Annotated in this window: 9 protein-coding genes; 6 read left to right on the forward strand and 3 right to left on the reverse strand. The window is 53.2% G+C overall.

The genetic code is table 11. The features are described 5' to 3' along the window. Positions 1-49: 49 nt before the first annotated feature. Together UC15_RS17770 and UC15_RS17775 are read right to left on the reverse strand one after the other, a co-directional pair. Positions 50-385, reverse strand: coding sequence for a DUF2002 family protein (locus UC15_RS17770; protein WP_112289777.1), 336 nt, complete (start codon positions 383-385; stop codon positions 50-52). 125 nt (positions 386-510) lie between these two features. Then, positions 511-1,707 (reverse strand): MFS transporter, encoded by a 1,197-nt coding sequence (locus tag UC15_RS17775; protein ID WP_112289779.1) that lies wholly within the window; start codon positions 1,705-1,707, stop codon positions 511-513. 273 nt (positions 1,708-1,980) lie between these two features. On the opposite strand from UC15_RS17775, the gene UC15_RS17780 reads away from it, so the two are divergent. Further along, positions 1,981-2,286 carry a YqjD family protein gene (locus tag UC15_RS17780; protein WP_112289780.1) on the forward strand — a complete coding sequence of 102 codons (306 nt, stop codon included), beginning with the start codon at positions 1,981-1,983 and terminating at the stop codon, positions 2,284-2,286. A 128-nt stretch (positions 2,287-2,414) separates the two neighbouring features. Here the strand turns inward: UC15_RS17780 and UC15_RS17785 are convergent, their stop codons facing one another. Continuing rightward, a complete protein-coding gene (locus UC15_RS17785; protein ID WP_112289782.1) occupies positions 2,415-3,869 on the reverse strand; it encodes a PLP-dependent aminotransferase family protein in 1,455 nt (484 codons plus the stop codon). Between the two features lie 122 nt (positions 3,870-3,991). Here UC15_RS17785 and UC15_RS17790 point away from each other — a divergent pair, with 122 nt between their 5' ends. The 5 genes from UC15_RS17790 to nrdF all read left to right on the forward strand — a co-directional run bounded on the left by UC15_RS17790 (position 3,992) and on the right by nrdF (position 8,499). Further along, the gene (locus UC15_RS17790) at positions 3,992-4,423 is read left to right on the forward strand and encodes a carboxymuconolactone decarboxylase family protein (RefSeq protein WP_112289784.1); all 432 of its coding nucleotides are present in this window, start codon (positions 3,992-3,994) and stop codon (positions 4,421-4,423) included. A 257-nt stretch (positions 4,424-4,680) separates the two neighbouring features. Then, entirely contained in the window at positions 4,681-4,920 is a 240-nt protein-coding gene (nrdH, locus tag UC15_RS17795; RefSeq protein ID WP_013574097.1) for a glutaredoxin-like protein NrdH, read from the forward strand. Positions 4,921-4,930: 10 nt separating this feature from the next. Then, positions 4,931-5,335 (forward strand): class Ib ribonucleoside-diphosphate reductase assembly flavoprotein NrdI, encoded by a 405-nt coding sequence (gene nrdI / locus UC15_RS17800; protein ID WP_112289785.1) that lies wholly within the window; start codon positions 4,931-4,933, stop codon positions 5,333-5,335. Beyond that, positions 5,317-7,479 carry a class 1b ribonucleoside-diphosphate reductase subunit alpha gene (gene nrdE / locus UC15_RS17805; RefSeq protein WP_112289787.1) on the forward strand — a complete coding sequence of 721 codons (2,163 nt, stop codon included), beginning with the start codon at positions 5,317-5,319 and terminating at the stop codon, positions 7,477-7,479. The genes nrdI and nrdE overlap by 19 nt, the downstream gene beginning before the upstream one ends. A gap of 21 nt (positions 7,480-7,500) precedes the next feature. Next, positions 7,501-8,499 (forward strand): class 1b ribonucleoside-diphosphate reductase subunit beta, encoded by a 999-nt coding sequence (gene nrdF, locus UC15_RS17810; RefSeq protein WP_112289788.1) that lies wholly within the window; start codon positions 7,501-7,503, stop codon positions 8,497-8,499. Positions 8,500-8,551: the final 52 nt, after the last annotated feature.

Here is an 8,551-nt window from a genome sequence, read left to right on the forward strand (position 1 = left end):
AAAAAGCCGCTGATTCAGCGGCTTTTTCTTATCAGATCGACCTGCCTGATTATCTGAATACATTATCCAGATAGCTCGCCAGAATCTGACGCGAACTGAAACCGTGGCAAATTCCATAATAGGTTTCGTTGTCGCTGGAAACATCCAGCGGGAAATTCTTGTACGCATCGCTGCTGCGAAACGATGCTGTCGGTTCCGCAAAACGCTCACTGCGCTCTTTCAGCGCCGGGTGTATTACCAGGGCAGTCCGGCCAAACCGCGCTTCCCGGTTTACATACACATAATGCTCGCCCCGGCGGTAACCGTAAGCCTTATCATCAATAAAATCGCGTTCAAAACCTGATGTTTCTAAAACGCGTGCCACTTCATCTGGCCGTAAATACATGGTTGCTCCTCGCTTCTTTAACCGCAAGGCGACCTTACCGCAATAACTCTGCCAGACAATGCGTTTATCCCAGATTTTGGCGTATTTAGGATTTATCTACACTCAGCATTCACACTGTAAAATGGTTATTCAGCCTGAGTCTGACGCGCGTTTTGCAGCCATATTTTGAGTGTCAGTAACCAGGCGACCACGACCATAAAAGCTGCCGCCAGATAAATAGAGGGCGTGCCCAGATGCGAAATAATCAGTCCGGCAACCGGTCCGGTGATCCCCAGCCCGAGATCTAAAAATGCAGAATATAAGCCCAGCGCCGTGCCCTGATTTTGCGGCGGCACCTGTTTTACCGCCTCCACGCCCAGCGCAGGGAAAATCAGCGAGAAACCCGAGCCGGTAAGGAACGCGCCAAACTGCACAGAAAGCGGATCGTGCCCCAGCCAGATCATCAGCAACCCCGCCACTTCAAACACAAACGAAACCAGTGACACGCGCAGGCCACCAAAGCGATTAATCATATTGCCGAAAATCAGACGCGCGCCAACAAATCCGAGGCTGAATAAAGTAAGCGTGAACGCCGCTCCGCTCCAGCCTTTATCGGCGTAATACAGTGTGATAAAGGTGGCGATAACGCCGAACCCGATCGTGCCGAAACCCAGCCCCAGTCCGTAAAGCCAGATGCGTCCAACCACCGCTTTAAAGGCAATACGTTTACCGGCGGTGACAGAAATCGCCGCTTTCATACAGGCAAGAATGGCGGCAAATGCAGCAGCGACAATAATCAGAACGGCTACGCCCATCAGCCCGTAAGCATGGTTGAGCAATACTCCGAGCGGCGCGCCGACAGCCATCGCGCCATAGGTAGCCACACCGTTCCACGAGATCACCCGCGCCGTATGTTTCGCCCCCACCGCGCCAATCCCCCACAAGGTGGTTCCGGTGCTGCCGAAGCTTTCGCCTACGCCTAAGAAAACGCGTGCCAGACAAAGTAATAGCAGGCTCGCCAGCGGATAAGCAGCAAACCAGAAGGCAATCGCGTAAAACACGCCACTCATCCCGCAGCAAATCAGACCAAAAATCACCACCCGTTTTGGCCCAAGCATATCCGCGTAACGCCCGGCATGCGGGCGGCTGATGAGCGTTGAAAAATACTGAACGCTGATCACCAGTCCCGCCAGCACCGAGTTGTATCCCAGCGTATTATGCACAAAGCCTGGCAAGACGGCGAGCGGTAAGCCGATGGTCAGATAGACAACGAAGGTAAACAGCATGAACGACAAAATGCGTTTATTGAGCAGAGCGTTAGAACGAAGCGTACTTAAAGACATGGGCGGACCCGAAAATGAGATCACAGAGAGTGGAATCAACAGTATAAACAGGTTTTAGCCTCGAAACGGGCTAAAAATGTTATTGGCTGTAACGCAGATTTCGTTTTGCAGAGAAATCTGAGACGTATCACGTCAGCCCGCGCCCCGCCTGACTTGCTGCCACAGGGTCATGGCCTGTAAAGCCCCATCATCACAGGTCTTTGTCCTTAAAGAACCATCTGGTACGACATTATGGTCTATGCTTAATCCAACAGTCACACAAGGAGAGACGGAATGTTTAAGAAAACAGATAAAGTAGAAAAAAATATCAATCAGGACGTAACCCTGCTGGCAGATACGCTGGATGAAGTACTTCAGTCTGCAGGCGATAAATCTAAGGATGAATTGGATAAACTCCGCAGCAAAGCACAGGGCGTTCTGCGTGATACACGCGCACGTTTTAACACCGATAAAATTAGCCAGCAGGCACGTGATGCGGCGGCTACAGCCAATGATTATGTGAAAGATAATCCGTGGTATGGCGTCGGTGCCGGTGCGGCAATCGGTATTGTTATCGGTGTCCTTCTGGGACGTCGCTAACAAAAAAGGCAATTAGTGATGTTTCACTCCTGTGTCGGGAATATGCCTTAAAAAGCTGAAACATCCGCGTGGCTCCCTCATTGCCGCGTAATTGCTAAAAAGACGACGGAGCCTTCGGGCTCCGTTTTCTATTTCAGAAAACCAGAAATCACCCCCTCCAGCCGCTGCACCAGTGCGTCCGCCTGCTCCTGAGAACTGATATTAGGAAACCCCATCAGCAAACCGTTCGGGCGTAACGCTTCGCCACGCTCACGCCGCTCAACCTGCCAGTCGGAAAGCGCCTGCACCGCCAGCCCCTGTTCGCGGGCATGTCTGGCGATCAGCGCGTCATCCAGACGGGTATTCAGGCTGGCGGATAACTGGATCCCACCGACCTGCTGATTCACGCGTAACACCCCGGCCGGAAACTGCGCCGTCAGCGCCTGTTCGAGATAACCACGGCGTTCAGCATAAAGCTGGCGCATCCGTTTCAGATGCCGGTAGAAATGCCCCTGTTCGATGAACTCCGCGATACTGCTTTGCACCAACGGCGGCGTGCCGCAAATTCGCAGCGGGCAATACGCCTCAATTTTTTCCACCAGACTTTCCGGCACCACCACATAGCCGCAGCGAAGCGCCGGAAACATCACTTTGCTGAACGTTCCGGCGTAAATCACCCTTCCCTGTGTATCGAGACTTTTCAGCGAAGGCAAAGGCTGTCCGTGATAACGGAACTCGCTGTCGTAATCATCTTCAATAATCCACGCTTGTTGCTGTGCTGCCCAGTCCAGCAGCGCCATGCGCCGCGCTAAACTCATGGTCACGCCGGTCGGGCTTTGGTGCGCGGGCGTAACAACGGCAAATCGTGCGTCAGGAAACTGCTTCACCGCCTGCGGCACATTCATGCCCTCATCATCCACGTTCACCGCCATGGCAACCGCACCTGCCGCACGGAAAAATGCCTGCGTAACCGGATAACCCGGGTCTTCCAGCCAGACGCCGTCGCCCGGTTGCAGCAGACTGCCGATAATCAAATCCAGTACCGGCGCATAGCCGCCGCAAATAAATATCTGTTCAGGACGGCAGCTAAATCCGCGGGAAAGTTGCAGATAACGGGCGACGGCGTGGCGTAAAACGTCTGTACCCGCCAGCGGCGGATGGCCTAAATCATTCATGCCGGTGTGACGGATTTGCCTTGAGACAATGCGCGACCAGATAGCACGCGGGAACGCATCCAGCGCCGGAAGTCCGAGCTGGAAAGGAAGGGAAGAAACAGAAGGCAACATCGGGTTGATGAGCTTACGCCCGGCGTCTTTTCTGACCGGCGCTGGCTCGGGGGAGGATAAACTTTCCGGCGCGCTGACCACCGTTCCGGCCTGTCCGCGGCTTTGCAAAAAGCCTTCCGCCATCAGCAGGCCATAGGCATTTTCCACCGTGGCGCGCGCCACGCCGAGTTCACTGGCCATCGCCCGCACCGACGGCATACGGCTGCCGCGTTTAAGCTGTCCTGCCATGATCGCCTGTTTTACCCGCTGATAAATCTGGCGGTAAAGCGGTGCTTTGTGCCGGGGATCGAGCTGAAAGGAAAGACTGAAGCCGCGCATCATGACCTGTATAAATATGTATTTTATGGCTCTGTAGTATAGACCATACGCAGCGTAAAGTAGCGGTCATTGAGACGCACCCTGCGTCGCTGTTTAGCCCAAAACGCCCAGAGGAAATCATCATGACTGCACTTCGCCTGCCTTACTATTCCCTGTCTTCTTCAGTGATGGAACCGATGAAAGCCGCGCTCGGCGCACTGGAAAACGGTCCGCTGGATAACGTGATTATCGAGCTGGCGTTCCTGCGTGTGTCACAAATTAACGGCTGCGCCTATTGCCTGGATATGCATTCCAAAGCGTTGCGTAAAATGGAGGTCGCGCAGACCAAACTGGATCAGCTGGCGGGCTGGCAGGTCAGCCACGCGTATTCTGAGCGTGAACGCGCGGCGCTGGCCTGGGCTGAATCACTCACTCTGATTGCCGCTACCGGCGCACCGGATAACGCCTTTGAGCCACTGAAAGCACAATTCAGCGACGTGGAAATCTCAGAACTGACCTTCGCCATCGGTCTGATGAATGCGTTTAACCGCCTCGCGGTGGGTATGCGCCAGTAATCTGACCGCTTAAAAATTAAACTAAAAAAAGTTTCCCCTCTCCAGCCCGCTGCCTGCGGGCTTAGCCGTTTTTGCAATAAGCAAATTTAGAAAATCTACATATTGTGTGGTTGAAAATTTAAATCACCACATCTAGTATTCAGTCCATCGGAACGCCACGATGGCACCGACTCTCGCGCCTTTCCCCCGGCTGAAACAGCCGCGCAGCGGGCAGGCAAAAATTGTCTCTGATTTCTTACTAGATGGAAATACAAATCATGAGCATTATTATTTACAGTAAACCAGACTGTGTCCAGTGCAACGCGACTTACCGTGCATTAGATAAACAAGGCATCGCCTACGAAGTTGTCGATTTGACTCAGGATGAGCAGGCTCTCGGGCAGGTTCGTGCGATGGGTTATCAGCAGGTTCCGGTGATTGTAGCCGGCGACGACCACTGGTCTGGTTTCCGTCCGGACAAAATCAGCGCCCTGCGCCAGCTTCAGAACGCGTTCTGAGGACCGGCGGATGAATCCGTTGGTCTATTTTTCCAGCAGTTCAGAAAACACCCATCGCTTCGTCGGCAGAACGGGATTGCCGGCGATCCGCATCCCGATAGATCGTCAGCCTGAAAAATTGCGTGTCGACACACCGTATATTTTGGTGGTGCCGAGCTACGGCGGCGGATCGTCCAAAGGCGCGGTGCCGACTCAAGTGATCCGTTTTCTGAACGATGAACATAACCGTTCACTCATCCGCGGCGTTATCGCCGCCGGTAACACCAACTTCGGCGCAGCGTATTGCATTGCCGGTGAGATTATTTCCCAGAAGTGTCAGGTGCCTTACCTGTACCGCTTTGAATTGCTGGGAACGCCGGAAGACGTTGCAAAGGTCAGACAGGGAGTAACAGAATTTTGGCAGCGACAGAACTAGCAATTACCGACCCCGGCACCAGCAGCCCGGATTATCACGCGCTTAACGCGATGCTGAATCTGTTCGACGTTAACGGCCAGATCCAGTTTGATAAAGACCGCCTGGCCGCGCGCCAATACTTCCTGCAACACGTCAATCAAAACACGGTGTTTTTCCATAATCTGGCGGAGAAACTGCGTTATCTGGTGGAAGAAGGCTATTACGAGGCCGCCGTGCTGGATCAGTACGCCTTTGACGATATTAAAGCGTTATTCAAACAGGCTTACGCCAAAAAATTCCGCTTCCAGACCTTTCTGGGCGCATTCAAGTATTACACCAGCTACACGCTGAAAACCTTTGACGGCAAACGCTACCTTGAGCGTTATGAAGATCGCGTGTGCATGGTGGCAATGACGCTGGCACGCGGCGATATTCAGCTCGCCCGCCATTTTGTTGATGAGATCATTTCCGGCCGCTTCCAGCCAGCAACGCCGACATTCCTCAACTGCGGAAAAAAACAGCGCGGCGAACTTGTATCCTGTTTCCTGTTACGCATTGAAGACAACATGGAATCTATCGGTCGCTCGGTCAACTCGGCCTTACAGCTCTCCAAACGCGGCGGCGGCGTGGCCTTTATGCTGACCAACATCCGTGAAGTGGGCGCGCCGATCAAGCGCATCGAAAACCAGTCTTCCGGCGTTATTCCGATCATGAAGATGCTGGAAGATGCCTTCTCTTACGCCAATCAGCTCGGCGCGCGTCAGGGGGCGGGGGCGGTGTATCTGAACGCTCATCACCCGGATATTCTGCGTTTCCTCGATACTAAGCGCGAAAACGCCGACGAAAAAATCCGTATTAAAACGCTGTCGCTCGGTGTGGTCATTCCGGATATCACGTTCGAACTGGCGAAGAACAACGAAGATATGTACCTGTTCTCGCCGTATCACGTGGAGAAAGTGTACGGCGTGCCGATGTCTGAAATCAGCATCAGCGAGAAATACCGCGAGATGGTGAATGACAAACGCATTCACAAAAGCAAAATCAACGCGCGCGAATTCTTCCAGGTGCTGGCGGAGATTCAGTTTGAATCCGGCTATCCGTACATGATGTTTGAAGACACGGTGAACCGCGCCAATCCGATCAAAGGTCGCATCAATATGAGCAACCTGTGTTCGGAGATTTTGCAGGTGAATTCGCCGACGATCTACGGCGAAGACCTGTCTTATCAGGAAATTGGCAAAGACATTTCCTGTAATCTCGGCTCACTGAATATCGCCTCGGCGATGGATTCATCGGATTTCGGCAATACCGTAGAAATGGCGGTTCGCGCGCTGACGGCAGTCTCTGACATGAGCCATATCCGTTCGGTGCCATCTATCGATCAGGGGAATCAGGATTCGCACGCCATCGGCCTCGGGCAGATGAACCTGCACGGTTATCTGTGCCGCGAGCGTATTTATTACGGCTCAGAAGAAGGTCTGGATTTCACCAATATCTATTTCTGCACCGTGGCTTTCCATGCGATACGCGCCTCGAACCAGATCGCTATCGAGCGCCAGCAGTCGTTTAAAGGTTTCAAAGATTCCACCTACGCCAGCGGCGCGTATTTTGACAAATATGTCGATGACGCACTGGCGGCGAAATGGCAGCCGAAAACCGACCGCGTGCGCGAACTGTTTGCTGACGCCGGGATTGCTATTCCGACCACCGCAGACTGGGCGGCGCTGAAAGATTCCGTGATGCAGCACGGGCTGTATAACCAGAATTTACAGGCGGTGCCGCCGACTGGTTCTATTTCTTATATCAATAATTCGACGTCGAGTATTCACCCGATTGTGTCCCGCGTAGAAATCCGTAAAGAGGGCAAGATTGGACGCGTGTATTATCCGGCGGCGTTTATGACCAATGACAATCTGGATTACTACCAGGATGCCTACGAAATCGGCCCGGAAAAAATCATTGATACCTACGCCGAAGCCACACAGCACGTCGATCAGGGGTTGTCACTGACGCTATTCTTCCGCGATACCGCCTCCACGCGCGACATCAATAAAGCGCAGATTTACGCCTGGCGCAAAGGCATCAAAACCATTTATTACATCCGTCTGCGCCAGATGGCGCTGGAAGGCACCGAAGTTCAGGGCTGCGTTTCCTGCACGCTGTAACCGATTGAAAGGACTTAAAAGATGAGCGCAGTAAAATCATTCACAGTAAAACAAAGGTTAGTACCCCAACCGGTCAGCAAAGCCATCAACTGGAACAAAATCCAGGACGATAAAGACCTCGAAGTGTGGAACCGCCTGACCTCGAATTTCTGGCTGCCGGAAAAGGTGCCATTGTCGAACGATATTCCGTCGTGGGCGACGCTCAGCGCGCAGGAAAAACAACTGACGATCCGCGTATTTACCGGCCTGACGCTGCTGGATACCGTGCAAAATGTGGTCGGCGCACCGACGCTGATGAAAGATGCGGTGACGCCACACGAAGAAGCGGTTTACTCGAATATCTGCTTTATGGAAGCGGTGCATGCGCGTTCTTACAGTTCGATTTTCTCGACGCTGTGCGCCACCGTGGACGTGGATGAAGCCTACCGCTGGAGCGAGGAAAACGTCGCGCTGCAAAATAAAGCGGCGATCATTTTGTCGTATTACGACGGAGAAGATCCGCTGATGAAGAAAGTCGCCAGCGTGTTCCTTGAGTCGTTCCTGTTCTACTCCGGTTTTTATCTGCCGATGTACTGGTCGAGCCGCGCCAAGCTCACCAACACCGCGGATCTGATCCGTCTGATCATCCGTGACGAAGCGGTTCACGGTTACTACATCGGCTATAAATTCCAGAAAGCGCTGGCACTGGAAAGCGAAGAGCGTCAGCGTCAGATCAAGGAGCAGGCGTTTGATCTGATTCAGGATTTGTACGACAACGAGATCCGCTACACCGAAGAACTGTACGACGGTGTAGGCTGGAGCGAAGACGTGAAGAAATTCCTGCATTACAACGCCAACAAAGCGCTGATGAATCTCGGCTACGAAGCCCTGTTCCCGGCCAGCATGGCGGATGTGAATCCGGCGATCCTCTCCGCATTATCGCCAAACGCCGACGAAAACCACGACTTCTTCTCCGGATCCGGATCCTCGTATGTGATCGGCAAAGCCGTCAATACCGAAGACGAGGACTGGGATTTCTGATCTGCTCCTCGTAAAGAGCAAGGTTTGCTTGTGCACCTTCCCCTCTCACGAG

This window comes from Rahnella sp. AN3-3W3 (assembly GCF_003263545.1).
GTDB classification, from domain to species: Bacteria; Pseudomonadota; Gammaproteobacteria; order Enterobacterales; family Enterobacteriaceae; genus Rahnella; species Rahnella variigena.